Here is a 16940-nt window from a genome sequence, read left to right on the forward strand (position 1 = left end):
CATGGGCAAGCAGGAAGACTTCGTCCTCCGGGCACTGGAGGAGCGCGACGTCCGGTTCGTCCGGCTCTGGTTCACCGACGTGCTCGGTGCGCTGAAGTCGGTCTCGGTGGACCCCGCGGAGTTGGAGAACGCCTTCGACGAGGGCATCGGGTTCGACGGCTCGGCGATCGAGGGGTTCGCCCGGGTCTATGAGTCCGACATGCTCGCGCACCCGGACCCGAGCACCTTCCAGGTGCTGCCCTGGCGCAACGAGGGCCCGTCGACAGCCCGGATGTTCTGCGACATCCGGATGCCCGACGGGAGCCCGTCCTACGCCGACCCCCGCTATGTCCTCAAGCGGGCGCTGACCAAGGCCGCGGACGCCGGGTTCACCTTCTACACCCACCCCGAGATCGAGTTCTACCTCTTCAAGGACATGCCGGAGAAGGGCGAGGAGCCCGAGCCGGCCGACCGCAGCGGCTACTTCGACCACACCGCGCAGTCGCGCACCTCCGACTTCCGCCGCGAGACGATCACCATGCTCGAGCAGATGGGCATCTCGGTGGAGTTCAGCCACCACGAGGGCGGCCCGGGGCAGCAGGAGATCGACCTGCGGTACGCCGACGCGCTCAGCACGGCGGACAACATCATGACCTTCCGCACGGTCGTGCGGGAGGTGGCGCTGACCTCGGGCACGTGGGCCAGCTTCATGCCCAAGCCCTACACGACCCACCCGGGCTCGGGGATGCACACGCACGTCAGCCTCTTCGAGGGCGACCGCAACGCGTTCTTCGAGGCCGGCGCGGAGTACCAGCTGTCCAAGACCGGCCGGCACTTCATCGCCGGCGTGCTCAACCACGCCGCGGAGATCACCTGCGTGACCAACCAGTGGGTGAACTCCTACAAGCGGCTGATCGGCGGCGGCGAGGCCCCGCCGTACATCTGCTGGGGTCACAACAACCGGTCGGCGATGATCCGGGTGCCGATGTACAAGCCCAACAAGGGCCCCTCGACCCGGGTCGAGCTGCGCACCATCGACTCCGCCTGCAACCCCTACCTCGCGTTCGCGGTGATCCTGGCCGCGGGGCTGAAGGGCATCGAGGAGGAGTACCCCCTGCCGCGCGAGGCCGAGGACGACGTGTGGTCGCTGACGCCCAGCGAGCGCAAGGCGCTGGGGATCAAGCCGCTGCCGCCGAGCCTGGTCGACGCGATCTCCGTCGCGGAGGACTCCGAGCTGCTCGCCGAGACGCTGGGGGAGCACGTCTACGACTTCTTCCTGCGCAACAAGCGCGCCGAGTGGGAGGAGTACCGCACCCAGGTCACGCCCTTCGAGCGCGACCGGATGCTCCCCGTCCTCTGAGCCGATGTCGACCATGTCCCGGATCCTGATCGTCGAGCACGAAGCGGGCGCGCCCGCGGCGCTGTTCGACGGCTGGTTGCGGGAGACCGGAGCCGAGGTCATCGTGTGTCGTCCGTGGGCCGGTGAGGAGGTGCCCCCGCTGCCGGTCGCCGAGGGCTGGGTGGTGCTGGGCGGCCACATGGGCGCGTACGACGACGAGCAGGCGCCGTGGCTGCCGGCGGTGAAGGCACGGATCGCGGAGGCGGCCGAGACCCGCGTGTCGCTGCTCGGCATCTGCCTGGGCCACCAGCTCGCCGCGGTCGCGACCGGCGGCACGGTGATCGTCAACCCGGCCGGTCAGCGCGTCGGGCTGCACGACGTCGGCTGGCTCCCCGAGGCGGACGACGACCCGCTGATGGGCGCGCTCGACGGGTCGCGCCGGGCCGTCCAGTGGAACGGTGACATCGTCACCGAGCTCGGCCCGGGTGCCGTACCCCTGGCCACGCTGCCGGACGGCGAGCTGCAGGCCGCCCGGTTCGCGCCGAGCGTGTGGGGCGTCCAGTGGCACCCCGAGGCCGACCTGCCCGTGGTGCGCGGCTGGGCCGACGGACAGCGGGAGGACCACCTCGACCGGGGCCTGGACTCCGACGCGATCCTCGCCGAGATCGAGGCGGCCACACCCGAGCTGGAGGCCTCATGGCGGCCGCTCGCCGCGGCGTTCGTCGCTCAGCTGGAGCCGCCCCGGTGAGCCGACCCGTCCGCAGTCGCGGCCAGCTGCTCGGCCTGGGGTTCCAGGACGCGCAGGCGGCGACCAGCGGGCTGGCCGAGCTCGGGGAGCACGCCGAGGCGATCGCGCCGCTGCTGGGCCGCGCCGCGGACCCGGACGAGGCGCTCGCCGGGCTGCTCCGGCTGGGTGAGGCCGTCGAGAGCCGGGACGGGGAGCGGGAGAAGCTGCTCGCCGCGGTCGCCGAGGACGAGGGCACCGGGATGCGCCTGGTGCAGGTGCTCGGCGCCAGCCAGGCGCTCAGCGACCACCTCGCCAAGCACCCCGAGCAGTGGCGCGAGCTGCGCGACCCGACGATGGGCAGCACCCGCCCCGCGGCGTACGCCGTCCGCGCCGCCCTGCTGACCGCGGTGGGCGCCGACCCTGACGACGCCAGGCCGACCTCGACCCTGCCGGACCGGGAGGCCGTGGACGCGCTGCGGGTGGAGTACCGCCGCCTGCTGATGCGCCTCGCCAGCCGCGACCTGACGCACGACCTGGCGCTTCCCGACGCGGCCGCCGAGCTCTCCGAGCTGGCCGCCGGCACCCTGGACGCCGCCCTCGCGATCGCCCGCGCGCGCGTCGGAGAGACGGCCGACAGCGTGCGGCTGGCGGTGGTGGCGATGGGCAAGTGCGGCGGCCACGAGCTCAACTACGTCTCCGACGTGGACGTGATCTTCGTGCACGAGCCGGTCGAGGGCGCCGATGAGTCGGTGGCCACCCGGGCGGCCACCCAGCTGGCGTCCAACCTGATGCAGGTCTGCTCCGACTACACCGCCGAGGGCACCATCTGGCCGGTCGACGCGAACCTGCGCCCCGAGGGCAAGCAGGGCCCGCTCGTGCGCACCCTCGCCAGTCACCAGGGCTACTACGAGCGGTGGGCCAAGACCTGGGAGTTCCAGGCGCTGCTCAAGGCGCGGCCGGTCGCGGGCGACCTCGAGCTGGGCCAGGCGTTCGTGGACATGGTGCGACCGCTGGTGTGGCACGCCGCCGAGCGCGACGGGTTCGTCGAGGACGTCCAGGCCATGCGGCGCCGGGTGCTCGACCACATCCCCGCCGACCAGGCCGAGCGGCAGCTCAAGCTCGGCTCCGGCGGCCTGCGCGACGTCGAGTTCGCCGTGCAGCTGCTGCAGCTCGTGCACGGCCGTGCGGACGAGCGGATCCGGCCGCCGACGACGTTGAGCGCCCTGGCCGAGCTGACCCGCGGCGGCTACATCGGCCGCGAGGACGGCGAGCGGATGCACGAGGCGTATGCGTTCCTGCGGCGGCTGGAGCACATGATCCAGCTGCACCGGCTGCGCCGTACCCATGTCGTGCCCGACGACGAGGCCTCGCTGCGGCGCCTGGGCCGGGCGATGGGCTTCGGCTCCGAGCCGGTCAAGCAGCTCGACGAGGCGTGGCGGCACCATCGCCGCGAGGTGCGGAGGCTGCACGAGAAGCTGTTCTACCGCCCGCTGCTCGGCGCGGTCGCGAAGATCCCCGGCGAGGAGGCTCGGCTCTCGCCCGACGCGGCGGTGGCCCGGCTCAAGGCGCTGGGGTACGACGACCCGCAGGGCGCGATGCGGCACCTGGAGGCCCTCACCGCCGGGGTGTCGCGCACCGCCACCATCCAGCGCACCCTCCTGCCCGCGATGCTCGGCTGGTTCGCCGACGCCCCCGACCCCGACGCCGGGCTCTTCGGCTTCCGCCGGATCAGCGAGAGCCTCGGCCGGACGCCGTGGTACCTGAAGATGCTGCGCGACGAGGGCCAGGTCGCCGAGCGGCTGGCCAAGGTGCTGGCCTCCTCCCGCTATGCGACCGACCTGCTGCAGCGGGAGCCGGAGGGGGTGCGGCTGCTCGGCGCCGACCTGACCCCGCTGTCCTCGGAGGCCCTGGCCCGGGAGATGCAGGCCATCGCGGCCCGGCAGGAGGGGGTCGAGGACTCCGTCCGGGCGATCCGCGGGGTCCGCCGACGGGAGCTGCTGCGGATCGCGGTCGGCGACCTGCTCGGCGAGACCGACGTCGCCGACGTGGGCGCCGGGCTCTCCCGGCTCACCGACGCCGTCCTGGAGGCGACGCTGAGCGTGGCGCAGCGGGCGGTGTGCGCGCAGAAGGGCCTGGACCAGCCGCCCACGCGCATGGCGATCATCGCGATGGGCAGGTACGGCGGGTTCGAGCTGTCCTACGCCTCCGACGCCGACGTGATGTTCGTGCACGAGCCGGTCGAGGGCGTCGACCCGCAGCTGGCGGCGGGCTTCGCCAAGGCAGTGGTCCTGGAGCTGCGCCGGCTGCTCGCCATGCCCGCCACGGACCCGCCGCTGGAGGTCGACGCCGACCTGCGCCCGGAGGGCAAGCAGGGGCCGCTGGTGCGGACCCTGGAGTCCTACGCCGCCTACTACGCCAAGTGGTCGGCGGTGTGGGAGTTCCAAGCGCTGCTGCGAGCCGAGGCGGTCGTCGGCGACGCGGACCTGCAACGGCGCTTCACCGAGCTGATCGACCCGCTGCGGTTCCCGGTCGAGGGACTGTCGGACCACGATGTCTCCGAGGTACGCCGGATCAAGGCGCGGGTGGACAACGAGCGGCTGCCGCGCGGCGCCGACCCCAAGACCCACCTCAAGCTGGGGCGGGGCGGCCTGGCCGACGTCGAGTGGACCGTGCAGCTGCTGCAGATGCGCTATGCCGGCGAGCACGCCGGGCTGCGGACGCCGCACACGCTGGAGGCGCTGCGTGCGGCGCGCGACGCGGGACTGCTGGACGGCGACGACGCCGAGGTGCTCGAGCGGGCTTGGCGGACGGTCAGCGAGGTGCGCAACGCGATCACCCTGGTCCGCGGGAAGCCCGGGGACCATCTGCCTCGCGACTCCCGCGAGAAGGCCGCGGTGTCGATGGTGCTGGGCTATCCACCCGGCGACTCCGAGCGGATGGTCAACGACTTCCTGCGGATCACCCGACGGGCCCATGCCGTGGTCGAGCGGGTGTTCTGGGAGTGAGGGAGCCGATCGGATGTCGATTCGAGGGAATTGAAGGTATCCTCTTCAGGTGATGAATATGAAGCAATTTGCTTCAGCGACGCTGATCGGGGACCTGATGGGCTCGCGGACGAGCGGCGACCGCGCGGACCTGCACCGTCACCTGGAGCGGGTGCTCACCGACGCCAACACGGCCCTGGAGCCGGTGACCCCGCTGCGGATCACCGTCGCCGATGAGTACCAGGGCGTCTTCGCGACCCTGGGCGAGGCGCTGGCCGCCACGCTGGTGCTGCGTCTGGCGCTGCTGCCGCAGGTCGACGTCCGGCACGGCGTCGGCTGGGGGGCGATCGGCGTGCTGGCCGAGGAGCCCCGGGTGGAGGACGGCCCGGGCTGGTGGGCGGCCCGCGCCGCCATCGAACGGGTCGAGGAGCAGGAGGCCCGCCCGACCCTGCGATCCGTGCGGACGGCGTACGTCCTCACCGACGGGATCGAGGGCCCCGACCCCGACCTGGTCAACCCCGGGCTGATGTGGCGCGATCAGCTGGTCACCGGCCTGTCCGAGCGCTCCCTGTCGGTGCTGCGTGGTCTGCTGGCGGGGAGCACCCAGCAGGAGATCGCGGCGGCCGAGGGCGTCTCGGCCTCCGCGGTCTCCCAGCGGGTCCGCAGCGACGGGCTCGGGGTGCTGGTCGCCGGGCACGAGCAGCTGGCCCGGGTGGGCCGATGAGGCGGAGAGGAGGAGCGCGGTGAGCTGGCTGGCGCTGCTGCTGATCGGCATGGCGGTGACCGACCTGGTCCACTCCGTCCGGCGCTCCCGGCACCTGCCGCAGGTCGTCGGCGCGGTCTCCGTGCTGGCGGTCGGCGTCCCGGTCGCCGGGCTGACCGGCTGGGCGGACCTGCTCGCGACCTTCGTGATCGCCCTGGTGGTGCTGGAGTGGGGCTACGCCGTCACCCGCGGCTTCCGGCACGGAGGCGCGGCGGCCGCGCTGCCCCTGACCTACGGCAGCGTCGCGCTCACGGTGGCGCTGCTGCTCTCGCCGTACGCCGGCCCGGTGGGCGGGCTGGTCGCGTGGTGGCTGCGTGAGGCGCCGTACGACGTGCTGGTCACGCTCGACCCCGACCGGGCGCTGCTGCTGCTCGGCGTGCTGCTCATCCAGCTCTCCACCGGCAACGTGATCGTCCGACTGGTGCTCGCCGTCACCGGCACGATCAACCCGACCAAGGACGGCTCGCTGCCGCCGACCCCGCTCAAGGGCGGCCGGCTGCTCGGCCCGATGGAGCGGCTGCTCATCGTCGGGCTCGGCCTCGCCGGGCAGCTCACCGCGGCCAGCATCGTGATCGCGGCCAAGGGGCTGCTGCGCTTCCCCGAGCTGTCCTCGCCCAAGGAGCAGGCCGAGGTGCACAGGATGACGGAGTACTTCCTCGTCGGGTCCTTCGGCTCCTGGCTGGTCGCCCTCGGCGGCCTGGTGCTCGTCGGCTGAGCGGCTGCCTAGACTCGGGTCGCATGAGCCGGATCTTCACCACCAGCGTCGCGTCGGTCTACCCGCACTACGTCACCAAGGCGGAGAAGAAGGGACGCAGCCGGGCCGAGGTGGACGAGGTGATCACCTGGCTCACCGGCTTCGACGACGCCGAGCTGCAGCGGCACCTGGCCGACGAGACGACGTTCGAGGACTTCTTCGCCGCCGCGTCGCTGAACCCGAACGCGGAGCTGATCACCGGCTCGGTGTGCGGGGTCAAGGTGCAGGAGGTCGAGGACCCGCTGATGCGGCAGATCCGCTACCTGGACAAGCTCGTGGACGAGCTGGCGAAGGGCCGGCCGATGGAGAAGATCCTGCGGACCTGACCTGCGAGTGTTGCCCAGGTCACATTCGGCCCCCTAGGTTGAGTCGGGCCATCGGACCAGCCTGGGGAGGCAACCAATGACCCGTCCATTCAGCACTCGGAGACTGCTTGGAGCAGGACTCGCGGCCGTGCTCGGCACCAGTCTCGCGGCGACCGCCGTCGTCGCCGCGCCGGACGACGGAGGAGGCGACCGGGTCCAGCAGTATCGGGAGAAGACCCAGGTGGTCTTCGTCAAGGCGCCGACGCGGGCGCAGCGCAACCGGGTGATCGCGCTCGGCCTGGACGCCACCGAGCACGCGACCACCAAGGGCATCGAGGTCGTCCTGTACGGCGACCGCGACGCCGCGACCCTGCGCCGGGCAGGCTTCACCTGGGACGTCCGGGTGGCCGACCTCGAGGCGCAGACGCGGGCGAACGCCCGCAAGAACCAGCGCTACGCCGCCCGGGTGGCGGAGTCGCCGCTGCCGAGCGGGCGGACGACGTATCGACGGCTCTCGGACTACCAGTCCGAGCTCACCGAGCTGGCCAACAAGTACCCCACGCTCACCAAGCCGATCACCCTCTCGAAGCGGACGGTGCTGGGCAAGCGGATCCGCGGCATCGAGATCACCCGCAACGCCGACACCGTGCAGGACGGCAAGCCCACCTTCGTGATGCTCGGCGCCCACCACGCGCGGGAGTGGCCGAGCGCGGAGCACTCGATGGAGTTCGCCTACGACCTGCTCCAGGGCTACCGACTGGGCAAGGCGCGCAACCGGGAGATCCTCTCCAACGAGCGGATCATCATCGTGCCGATCGTCAACGTCGACGGCTTCCAGATCTCCCGTCAGGCCCCGGTCCTGGGCGAGGACTACTCCGCGTTCAACTACGAGATGAAGCGGAAGAACTGCAGGATCTCGCAGTTCACGCCCGAGGAGGAGCGCGGTGGCACCTGCGAGGACAACCCCGCCGGCCGGCTGCGCGGCACCGACCTGAACCGCAACTATCCCGGGTTCTGGGGCGGCAACGGCGCCGCCACGAACTGGAGGCAGGACACCTACCGCGGCGACGCGCCGAGCTCGGAGCCCGAGGTGAGGGCGATCCGCAAGCTGATCTCGGACCGCGCGGTCACGGTGATGATCACCAACCACACCTACTCCAACCTGGTGCTGCGGGTGCCCTCGATCGCCGCGACCGGCAAGTCGCCGGACGAGGTGGAGTACAAGGCGCTCGGCGACTCGATGGCCGAGGCGAACTCCTACACCAGCCAGGCGTCGTACCAGCTCTATGACACCTCGGGCTCGACGGAGGACTGGAGCTACTGGAACACCGGCGGCTTCGGCTTCACCTTCGAGATCGGGCCGGACACGTTCCACCCCGACTACCAGGCGGGCGTGGTCGCGGAGTACCTCGGCGTCGCGCCTGCCGACGGAGCCGGCAAGGGCGGCAACCGGGAGGCCTACTACCGCGCAGCGGAGGCGGCGATGACCAACCGGCTGCACTCGCGGATCAAGGGCAATGCGCCCGCCGGCTACACCCTGCAGGTGCGCAAGCGCTTCATCTCCCAGACCTCCGACGTGATCGACGCCGCGGGCAACGAGGGGCGTCCGCGCTACTACCAGGACACGCTGACCACGCGGTACATCTCCGACGGCGGCAGCTTCACCATGCACGTGAACCCGTCGACCCGGCCGGTCGTGGTCGGGCGCTACGGGCGCGATCCGGTGGCGCCGCCGCAGGAGCCCGCGGACCTCACCAACCCTCAGGGCGTGCCCGCGGTGGGCGGGAGCGAGACCTCGACCTTCGAGATCCAGGGCCCGCCCGCGGCCGACAACGGCACGGCGACGCTGTCGTTCAAGTGGCCCAACGGCGCCGACTGGGACTACCAGATCCTCGACCCCGCGGGTGAGCCGATCGCGTCGGCCGCGACGTTGGACAACCCCGAGGTGGCCACCATCCCCGACCCGGTGCCCGGCACCTACACGGTCGAGGCGGTCAACTACGAGGGCGGGTCGGCCGAGGACGACTGGACCGGAGAGGTCACCTTCCAGAGCCCGGAGCCGGCGACGTACACGGGGCTGAAGGAGGCCTGGACGCTCACCTGTGAGAACCGGCGCGGCAAGATCATCTCCACCCGCGAGGTGATCGTCGACCGGGGCGAGATCTTCCGGGCCGGCGATGCGTGCGCCCCGGGGATCGGAGCGGTCGCCGCCAAGCGGTGAGGCTTGGCTGACTCGCAGGCTCAACAACGCGGCGGGTTGCTGTCACGCGCTGACAGCAACCCGCCGCACTCTCCCCCTGCCCCACCGACCGAGCACGGGTGTCACGGGACGCGGTCATGCGCAATTGGGCCGCTCGGGCCGCATGCACATCACGACTCGGTCCGGGAGCGTGAGTGTCTGCTCGCGCCCGGCGCTGGTGTAGAGCACCTCGATGTTCGTGCCCTGGGTGCTGGTCTTGCCGGCGCGCAGCTGGAGCACTACCTCGTAGGTGTTCGTCTGCCCCTTGCCGCAGACACGGGTCAGGGTCGTGCCGGTGCTCTCGATGTTCTGGTTTGCGAACCTCCCTGGGACATCGCCGGCGAGGAGCTTCCCCTTCTCGCCGGGGTTGGGACGTATTGCCCAGTCGGTGACGTCGAGGTCCCCGGACTCGAACCTGACGTCGGTGACCTTCACCGTGCCGGGTCTGTCCAGGCAGATGACGTAGGTGCCGTGCACCCAGGGCTGGCCGGGCCGCTTTGCGGGCAACTGCGATTCCATCGGGTTTGCTCCGGGTGAGACCAGCTGTGGCGGACGGGATCCTGGCCCAGGGGCGACTTCACCTGCCGTTGAGTCGCAGCCGGTCGCGGCGATGAGGAGGACCGCCACGACGCCCGTGAGTCGCTTCACCTCGGTCCCGCGCTGACTCTAGGGGAGTTCGCCGGGCCACCCTTGCGGTTGCCGCAGATCTTTCCTCGGCGCTGGTACGTGAACGAGACCCGCACGTCCTGACCGTACCCGGCCTGCGCGGAGAGCGACATGATGCCGATGTCCATACCGCCGCCGTAGGTGACGTTCCTGGCTTCTTCCGCCCGTCCGGCGCGTCGATGACCACCGCCAGAGCCGAGCGGTAGATCTGGAGGGGCAGCCACCAGGGAGGTTGACCCTTGAACAGACAGCGCGGTGGTCGGCGTTCCCGAGTCCCCGGCGAAGTCACGACCCGGCGCCGACCGGGTCCTCGCCGTGCCACCAGGCCGCCACCAGGTCGGTCCGGGACCGGGCGCCGCGACGGCGCAGCGCGGAGGAGACATGGGACTCGACGGTGCGGACCGAGAGATGGAGGGCGGCGGCGATCTCCCGGTTCGACAGACCGTCGGCGACCAGGCTCACCACTCGTCGCTCGGCCATGCTGAGCGACCCGGCGACGTGCTGCCGGGCGGTCAGGCCGCTCAGGAACCCGTCCAGCTCCGGCGACTCCGGTTCGGGCCGGGTCGCGACCAGCACCGGCACCGGGTCGGCGTCGACGATCGGCAGCGCGACGATGCCCGGCCGCCGGCACCAGGTGGTGGGCGCGATCCCGGTCGCGCGGCCAGTCCCGATGATCCGCTGCACGTCGAGCTCGTCGGCGCCCGGTCCGCTGGAGTACGTCGGCTCCCCGCCGCGCAGCGCGGTCATCAGCCAGCCGGCATGCCAGCGCTCGTCGACCCCCTCGGGACGTCGGAAGGTCGGCTGCGCCAGTGCCTCGGGCAGGCGCACCGAACGGGCGGCCGCCAGCGGATGCTCCTCGTCCAGGTAGAGAGCCGAACCCACGACGCCCACCTCCCGCTGGCGTACCCGGGCGTCGCCCAGGCGACCGGTGACGACCAGCGCGTCCAGGTCGCCGTCGACCAGGCGCTGCAGGTTGAGCAGGGTGGCCCAGCCCAGCTCCAGGGAGATCTCGACGGGTCGGCTGGAGCGCTGCATCGACCGGGCCAGCTCATAGCAGGTCCGGGTCATCGCGGTCGGCATGACCGCCACACGCAGCCGGGGCGGCGTCACCCTCAGAGTCTCCCGAGCAGCAGGAGCCGCCCGCAACCGGGAATCCGCCCGGGTTCCGTGGTTCCACGGATGCGGGGAGCCGCCGTACCCCGCGATCGTGAGGTCGGGAGGGGGTCGCCATGACACGACGAGGCCGCGACCACGGAGGGCCGTGGGGGGCGTTGCGCACGCAGATCGCTGTGGTCCGGCTGGGGTGTCGGATCGCCGCCTCGACGATGCTGGGGTTCGGCGGCGAGGATCCGTTGGCGGATGCGGAGGATCTGGAGAACTGGCATCACCGCCGGCTCTCGCACGACGCCGCCCTCGCCGTCGGCTGGGCCGAGGGAGCCGCCCGGGAGATGTCGTGGCACACCGACTACGTCGACAGCTACCTCTACAACCCGCTGTGGTGGGTGCCAGGCGGCCTGGACCGGCTCAAGGCGGCCCTCTCCCTCGCCCCGACGCTCACCGCGATGCACTTCGACGACCTGACCGACCTGCGGCAGATCCAGCGGATGTGGCACCGCTACCGCGGCGGGATGATCGCCGGAGTGATGTGGGCGGCGCGATCGGGCATGCCGCTGGCCGACCGGGTGGCTGCCGCGCGGCACATCGTCGGGGTCGCGCTGCATCCCTTCCAGGACTTCTACTCCCACTCCAACTGGGTGGACGATCCCGCGCGCCGCTCGCTGGTCTTCACCGACCCGCTGCCCTTCGGCGGGGATGTCGCGCTCTACACCGGCAACTACGAGCAGTCACCGGTCCCCGGGATCGTGCATCACGGCCGGCTGGCTCCCGAGTGCTCGGTACTGCGGCACGACCCGGGCCTGATGGAGATCGCCTGCCACGCCGCCTCGCCGCTGACCAAGACCCCGGTCTGCGAGATGTACCGCGCCTGCCGGGAGGGGGTCGCGCTCGGGTCGACCACGGTGTACGGCGTCCGGGTGCCGGCGGGGCTGGTCTACCTCGCCCCGCCGGGCATCGCTCTGGACTCCCACTGGGTCGCGCCGATCGGCACCCAGGTCCGGGGGTTCCCCCAGGCCGACGCCGACCTGCTCTTCGCGACCGCGTTGGCCCTCGCCGAGCGGCAGAGCATGGAGATCCTCTGCGGGCTGGCCCGGGCGATGACCGCCCCGGACCTGGCCGTCTTCTGGGATCACGTACGTCGGGACCCGCAGAGCCCGGCGGACCTGCGGGAGGCGCAGTTCGAGGACTTCCACCGCCAGGGCGCCCGGTTCATCGGCACCGGCCCCTATCCGCCCGAGCCGGGTCCGGTGACCGAGGAGTGGTTCCTCCGGCTGCGGCTGGTCACGGCAGACGAGCAGGGAGCCGGCACCGATGCCGACATCTACGCCGGCACCGACACCGCGGTGCGGGAGATGCTGCTGGACAACATGCCCGACGCCGGGCCGGCGCTGGCCTACGACGACTTCGAGATCGGCGACGACCAGGTCTTCCATCTCGGCCCGTTCCCCGCACCGCCGGGCGAGCTGGTGCTCCGCAACGACGCCGCCGACCTGGGCGACGTCTTCGAGTCGCTCGGAAGGTGGTTCGTCACCACGATGCGCGACGCCGCCTACGCGATCGGGGATCTGCTCCTCAGCCTGATCGGCGGCCATGCCGACCAGGTGGCCACCGAGCACCGGGTCTGGACACCGGCCCAGCTCGCCGCGGTCGGTGACGGGCCGTCCCCGTTCAGCTTGCTGCTCGACGGCGGCGACGAGGGCGTCTTCCGCGTGCACGGGCAGATCCGGCGTACGGCGCGGAGCGGGTCCGCCGTACCCCTGTCGGACTGGGTGATCCGGCTGGACCGGCTGGAGTGCCTCGAGGAGTCCGACGTCGATCGCGGTTCGGACTCCGACGAGCCCTTCCTGATCGCGATGCTGGTCAACCAGGCCGCCCGCGACGCCGATGCGCACCTGTTCGGTCCCTACGACGACGTGGACTCCGGCGACTCGTGCGCGCTCGACCGCGAGTTCGTCGCGCGTGGGGTGCCCGACCGGCACGGTCACCTCACCCTGGCGCTGCAGCTGTGGGAGAGCGACGACGAGGGCTCGACCGGCAGGCAGAACGCGTTCGAGGAGTTCACCAGGGAGCTCCGCGAGCAGAGCGCTCCGGCGCGCGACGGGTTCCTGGACACCCTGGGCCGGGCTCTCGCCTCGGCCTGGACCCTGGACCGGCTCGAGATCACGACCTACGGCTTCGCGCCCGACGGGACCGTGTGGTGCGGGCCGGAGCAGATCGCCCGACCGGGCACGATCGAAGGCGGCGCGACCTGGCGGCACCAGCTCGCGGGGAACACCGACTCCGCCCGGTGGGTCGGCCGGGGTTGTGGCCGGGAGCCGCTGCGTCGGCTGGACCTGGACGCATCCGGGACGTCGGAGATCCTGGTCAGCTCCCCCTGGGGCATCGGTGCACTGGCAGCGGACGGCGAGTGGGAGCTGACCAGCCTGGCGATGGCGCCCAACGGGAGTGACCTCGGCGGGTGGAGGCTGGACACCACCCGCGACCGCTTCGGTCCCAGTGGTGAGTTCCGTTCCGGGGAGCCGGACCAGGTGTGGGTGCGCGGTCCCGGTGGCCTGGCGTGCCTGCGCTCCACCGCGGGCGGGTTCGCCCTCACAGCCCTGGCGCCAGCCGGCAAGCCGCTCGACGGGTGGGACGTGCCGGGGCTGGGTGTGCTCGCCGGTCCGGCCGGTCGCTACCTCGACCCGCATCGCGATGACGCGGTCTTCGTCAGCGAGGCCGGCCTGCTCGTCGCCGGGATGGACGGAGACGCCGTACCCCGGCTCGTGTTGACCGCCGGCGCCTCCCTCGGCGCCTGGGACTTCGATCCGCGGACGGATCGGATCGGGCCTGCCGGTGACTTCGACGGGGACGGGTACGACGAGCTGGTGCTCGCCGGCCCGCGCGGACTCGGACTGGTCTCCTTCGTCGGCGGCCCGCACCTGATCGCCCGGATCGATGCCGCCACCGACTTCGGGCTCGGCGCGCCGCTGGACCCCGAGGCGCTGCGGCTCGGCCCGGCCGCGGATCTCCGGGGGAGCGGGCGCTCCGGTCTGCTGGTGACCACGCCTGGCGCTCACGGCTTCCTGGAGCTGGACGAGGCGGGCGCATGGCGCAGTCGGGCCTATGCCAGCCACGGCACGACGGTGCAGGAGTGGGACGTCGACGTGACCCGCGACCGGTTCGGTCCGGTGGGGTACCTGCACACCGGCGCCGAGGACGTCTGGCTCTCCACGCCCGGCCTGATCGGTGTGCTGACCGTCGTCGGGCGCCGGCTCGTGGTCGTCTGCGCGCACCGAGTGGGGGAGATGTTCGACGACTGGCTGCCCACCGTCGACACCCGCTACTCCGTCGGGCGCCCGGTCCGTGGTGAGGAGTCCCTGGTGCTGGCCACCAACGACTGGGGGATGGTGCTGATCAGTGCCCGCGAGGACCGGTTGGGCATCCGCGGGCGTGCCGAGCAGGGGGTGCGTCTCGGCGGCTGGGTGGTCGACACCCGGGTCAACGCGTTCCAGTGACGGTGGTGACGGTCAGCGGCCCGTCGTCAGGTCCCGCAGAAGGTCCGGTAGGTGTCGATGAACCCGGCCGGCGCGGGCTCGGCGTACCTCTCCAGGCCGGGCCGCTCGGTGAAGGGATCGCGTACGGCGGCCAGCAGCGCCTCGAACGGCTCCAGGTCGTCCTTGCGTGCGGCCTCCAGCGCCTCCTCGACCAGGTGGTTGCGCGGGATGTAGAGCGGGTTGATCGCGTCCATCGCCTCCGCGGTCGCCGTGCGCTCCTCCGCGCTCCCCCCGACGCGCGTCAGCCAGCGCTCCTGCCACTCGTCCCAGGCGGCCAGGTCGAGGGCGTGCCCGCGGGCGGCCTCGGCCTCGCCGCGCAGCACCCGGGCGAGGCGGCGGAAGGTCAGGGTGTGGTCGAGCCGGTCCTTCTCCATCCGGGTGAGCAGGTCGGCGACCAGCTCCTCGTCTCCCTCGGCGCGCTCGGCCAGGCCGATCTTGCGGATCATCAGGTCCGAGTGCTCGGCCCGAACCTGCTCGACGAAGGCGTGCAGTCGCTGGGTGGCGTCCTCGACCGCGACCGGGCCGCCGTCCTCGCCGAGCGGGGCGATCAGGCACTCGGCAAGACGAGCGAGGTTCCAGGCGGCGATGCTCGGCTGGGCGCCGTACCGGTAGCGGCCCTGGCCGTCGATCGAGCTGAAGACGGCGTGCGGGTCGTGCGCCTCGAGGAACGCGCACGGGCCGTAGTCGATGGTCTCCCCGGAGATCGCCATGTTGTCGGTGTTCATCACCCCGTGGATGAAGCCCACGGCGAGCCACTGCGCGATCAGGCTCGCCTGCTGCTCGGCCACCGCGCTGAGCAGGGCGAGCGGGTCCTCGTCGTAGGTCGCGATGTCGGGGAAGTGCCGCTCGCGCGCGTAGGCCGCCAGCCGGCGCACGTGCTCGGGGTCGCCGGTCACCCGCACCAGCTCGAACGTCCCGACCCGCAGGTGGGAGGAGGCCACCCGAGTCAGCACCGCCCCCGGCTCGGGCGGCTGCCGGAGCACGACCTCGCCGGTCGCCACCGCCGCCAGCGAGCGGGTGGTGGGGATGCCGAGGGCGTGCATGGCCTCGCTGACGAGGTACTCCCGCAGCACCGGGCCGATGGCCGCGCGACCGTCGCCGCCGCGGGAGAACGGGGTGCGCCCCGACCCCTTGAGCGCCAGGTCGCGGCGCGTGCCCGTGGTGTCGGCGAGCTCCCCGAGCAGCACGGCCCGGCCGTCGCCGAGGACGCCGGCGAACTGGCCGAACTGGTGTCCGGCGTAGGCCTCGGCGATCGGATGTGATTCCTCGGGTACGGCGTTCCCGGCGAGTACGGGGACCCCGTCCGGCGTCCGCAGCGCGGGCACGTCCAGGCCGAGGTCGGCGGCCAGTGGCTCGTTCAACGCCAGCAGTCGCGGCTCGGCGACCGGGGTGGGGGAGACGTCGGCGTAGAGCCCGGTCAGGTCGCGGGCGTAGCTGTCGTCGAAGGGCCAGCGCATGCCCTCCAGCGTATGCACTAGATTCCGGCACCGTGAGTGCTCAGGCCCCTTCCGCTGTCATCTTGATCCGTGCCGAGCGGTTCACCCCGAACCCGGCGACCGCCGCCGACAACGCGTTCCAGGCCGAGGCTCCTGTCGGGCAGTCCGAGGTGGCCACGTCGGCGCGGGCGCTGGCGGAGATGGACGCGGTCGCCGAGGCGCTGCGCGAGGTCGGCGTACGCGTGCATGTCTTCTCCGACTCCGACCACACCCGGCCGGACAGCGTCTTCCCCAACAACTGGCTCTCCACGCACGCCGGCGGCACCGTGGCGGTCTACCCGATGTATGCCTCGAACCGGCGCCACGAGCGGCGGGCCGACGTGCTGGAGATGTTGAAGTCCAGCTATCGGGTGCAGTCGATCGTGGACTACTCCGGTCTGGAGCCGGACGGCATCTTCCTCGAGGGCACCGGCGCGATGGTGCTCGACCATGTGTCGCGGGTGGCCTACACCGCGCGCAGCCACCGGGCGGACACGCACGTGCTGGAGCGCTTCTGCACCGACTTCGGGTATGAGCCGATGGCCTTCGACGCGGTCGACTCCGGCGGCGTGCCGGTCTACCACACCAACGTGATCGCCTGCGTGGGCACGGAGGTGGCGCTGTTCGCGCTGGACATGATCGCCGACGAGCGACGTCGTGCCGAGGTGCGGGAGCGGCTGACGGTCACCGGGCGCACGGTGATCGAGCTGACCGAGGAGCAGGTGCGCGAGTTCGCCGGCAACGCGGTGGAGCTGTGCGGTCGTACGCCGGACGGCCGGCGCCGCTATGTGATGGCGATGTCCGCTCGCGCGCTCGCCAGCCTGCGGCCCGACCAGGTCGCCGCGATCGAGGAGTCCTGCGAGATCGTCGCCGTCGACATCCCGACCATCGAGCTGGCGGGCGGCTCCGTGCGCTGCATGATTGCCGGGGTCCACCTGGACCCGCGGCCGACCGCCGCCGAGCCCGAGCTCACCGAGGCGGTCGAGGCGATCAACGAGGGCGAGCCGCTCACCGCGGACGGCCAGGAGGTCGCGCTCGCGGAGGCGTGAGCTTGCCGCTC

Annotated in this window: 12 protein-coding genes; 9 read left to right on the forward strand and 3 right to left on the reverse strand. The window is 72.0% G+C overall.

The genetic code is table 11. From position 1 onward, the window contains the following. The first annotated feature begins 1 nt into the window (after nt 1). The 7 genes from glnA (at nt 2) to K8W59_RS06500 (ending at nt 9072) form a co-directional block, all read left to right on the forward strand. Nucleotides 2-1339, forward strand: a complete 1338-nt coding sequence (glnA, locus tag K8W59_RS06470; protein WP_223398401.1) for a type I glutamate--ammonia ligase — start codon at nt 2-4, stop codon at nt 1337-1339. Between the two features lie 4 nt (nt 1340-1343). Next, the gene (locus tag K8W59_RS06475; RefSeq protein WP_223398403.1) at nt 1344-2066 is read left to right on the forward strand and encodes a type 1 glutamine amidotransferase; all 723 of its coding nucleotides are present in this window, start codon (nt 1344-1346) and stop codon (nt 2064-2066) included. Further along, a complete protein-coding gene (locus K8W59_RS06480; RefSeq protein ID WP_223398413.1) occupies nt 2063-5050 on the forward strand; it encodes a bifunctional [glutamine synthetase] adenylyltransferase/[glutamine synthetase]-adenylyl-L-tyrosine phosphorylase in 2988 nt (995 codons plus the stop codon). The genes K8W59_RS06475 and K8W59_RS06480 overlap by 4 nt, the downstream gene beginning before the upstream one ends. A 52-nt stretch (nt 5051-5102) precedes the next feature. Next, nucleotides 5103-5753 carry a SatD family protein gene (locus tag K8W59_RS06485; RefSeq protein WP_223399749.1) on the forward strand — a complete coding sequence of 217 codons (651 nt, stop codon included), beginning with the start codon at nt 5103-5105 and terminating at the stop codon, nt 5751-5753. Nucleotides 5754-5772: 19 nt separating this feature from the next. Next, the gene (locus K8W59_RS06490; protein ID WP_223398415.1) at nt 5773-6507 is read left to right on the forward strand and encodes a hypothetical protein; all 735 of its coding nucleotides are present in this window, start codon (nt 5773-5775) and stop codon (nt 6505-6507) included. 23 nt (nt 6508-6530) lie between these two features. Beyond that, on the forward strand, nt 6531-6872 hold the full coding sequence (locus K8W59_RS06495) for a DUF2200 domain-containing protein (RefSeq protein WP_223398417.1): 342 nt from the start codon (nt 6531-6533) through the stop codon (nt 6870-6872). A gap of 127 nt (nt 6873-6999) precedes the next feature. Next, the gene (locus K8W59_RS06500) at nt 7000-9072 is read left to right on the forward strand and encodes a M14 family zinc carboxypeptidase (protein ID WP_223398419.1); all 2073 of its coding nucleotides are present in this window, start codon (nt 7000-7002) and stop codon (nt 9070-9072) included. A 114-nt stretch (nt 9073-9186) separates the two neighbouring features. Here the strand turns inward: K8W59_RS06500 and K8W59_RS06505 are convergent, their stop codons facing one another. Then, nucleotides 9187-9609, reverse strand: a complete 423-nt coding sequence (locus K8W59_RS06505) for a hypothetical protein (RefSeq protein ID WP_223398421.1) — start codon at nt 9607-9609, stop codon at nt 9187-9189. Nucleotides 9610-10041: 432 nt separating this feature from the next. Next, on the reverse strand, nt 10042-10866 hold the full coding sequence (locus K8W59_RS06510) for a helix-turn-helix transcriptional regulator (protein WP_223398423.1): 825 nt from the start codon (nt 10864-10866) through the stop codon (nt 10042-10044). Between the two features lie 119 nt (nt 10867-10985). Between K8W59_RS06510 and K8W59_RS06515 the strand changes: the two genes are divergently transcribed. Then, complete coding sequence (locus tag K8W59_RS06515; protein ID WP_223398425.1) at nt 10986-14366, forward strand: hypothetical protein; 3381 nt, start codon at nt 10986-10988, stop codon at nt 14364-14366. 26 nt (nt 14367-14392) lie between these two features. Here the strand turns inward: K8W59_RS06515 and K8W59_RS06520 are convergent, their stop codons facing one another. Further along, nucleotides 14393-15862 carry a protein adenylyltransferase SelO gene (locus tag K8W59_RS06520; protein ID WP_223398427.1) on the reverse strand — a complete coding sequence of 490 codons (1470 nt, stop codon included), beginning with the start codon at nt 15860-15862 and terminating at the stop codon, nt 14393-14395. Nucleotides 15863-15894: 32 nt separating this feature from the next. Here K8W59_RS06520 and ctlX point away from each other — a divergent pair, with 32 nt between their 5' ends. After that, nucleotides 15895-16929: a citrulline utilization hydrolase CtlX gene (ctlX, locus tag K8W59_RS06525; RefSeq protein WP_223398429.1), complete on the forward strand. Its 1035-nt coding sequence runs from the start codon at nt 15895-15897 to the stop codon at nt 16927-16929. Nucleotides 16930-16940 lie beyond the last annotated feature (11 nt).

The organism is Nocardioides rotundus (genome assembly GCF_019931675.1).
Classification (GTDB): Bacteria; Actinomycetota; Actinomycetes; order Propionibacteriales; family Nocardioidaceae; genus Nocardioides; species Nocardioides rotundus.

Coding starts and splice junctions, on each gene's coding strand:
- glnA (WP_223398401.1), top strand. CDS start 2: ATGGGCAAGCAGGAAGACTTCGTCCTCCGGGCACTGGAGGAGCGCGAC.
- K8W59_RS06475 (WP_223398403.1), top strand. CDS start 1,344: ATGTCGACCATGTCCCGGATCCTGATCGTCGAGCACGAAGCGGGCGCG.
- K8W59_RS06485 (WP_223399749.1), top strand. CDS start 5,103: ATGAATATGAAGCAATTTGCTTCAGCGACGCTGATCGGGGACCTGATG.
- K8W59_RS06495 (WP_223398417.1), top strand. CDS start 6,531: ATGAGCCGGATCTTCACCACCAGCGTCGCGTCGGTCTACCCGCACTAC.
- K8W59_RS06505 (WP_223398421.1), bottom strand. CDS start 9,609: ATGGAATCGCAGTTGCCCGCAAAGCGGCCCGGCCAGCCCTGGGTGCAC.
- K8W59_RS06515 (WP_223398425.1), top strand. CDS start 10,986: ATGACACGACGAGGCCGCGACCACGGAGGGCCGTGGGGGGCGTTGCGC.
- K8W59_RS06520 (WP_223398427.1), bottom strand. CDS start 15,862: ATGCGCTGGCCCTTCGACGACAGCTACGCCCGCGACCTGACCGGGCTC.